The sequence below is a fragment of the Carboxylicivirga linearis genome (genome assembly GCF_018271995.1).
Lineage (GTDB): Bacteria > Bacteroidota > Bacteroidia > Bacteroidales > Marinilabiliaceae > Carboxylicivirga > Carboxylicivirga linearis.
In genome coordinates this window covers 1-500 of the sequence record NZ_JAGUCO010000142.1, presented here as the reverse complement: position 1 = coordinate 500, position 500 = coordinate 1, and the positions used below count along the sequence as shown (strand labels likewise).

General features: G+C 45.0%; 1 protein-coding gene. It reads left to right on the top strand.

Annotated features, from left to right (window positions below; translation table 11 throughout):
* Nucleotides 1–450: hypothetical protein (locus KEM10_RS24065; protein ID WP_212221030.1), on the top strand; the 450-nt coding region annotated here is incomplete at its 5' end.
* Nucleotides 451–500 lie beyond the last annotated feature (50 nt).

The window sequence follows — 500 nt, the reverse complement described above, 5'->3', positions numbered from 1 at the left end:
GTTACTATGGGCGGTTTGGTTGGTACGCAGTTTACCAAAAACGAGTATGTAAAGCTGGGCTTGGTAGGTGCAGCAGGTGCAGGTGTTGAATCCATCATCAAAAAAGCCACAGGTAAGACCATCCTTCAAGGATTAGAGGGAATTATCGGTGATGAAGATTATAGCGATGTGAACGAAATGGACGGACTACGTGCCTTAAACCCAATCACACAAGCTCTCCCGGCAGCAGACATTGACATCGAGCGTGAAATTCAGGCTTCGGTATCAGGTGCAGCATCGGACTATTCAATGAGTGATGACCCGATTGGTAGTGCAGCCAATGATTATGCAATGAGCGATGAACCGATTGGTAGTTCAGATGATGACGATGAGCCTGTTGGTAAAATCCAAAACCTCGACCCCGATAGCATGGACTATGACATCTTTTCGGGCGATATGATGGCATCCTGATTCTCACTAAATAACATTTAATCAATTTAATAACAAGGCTATTAAGCCGC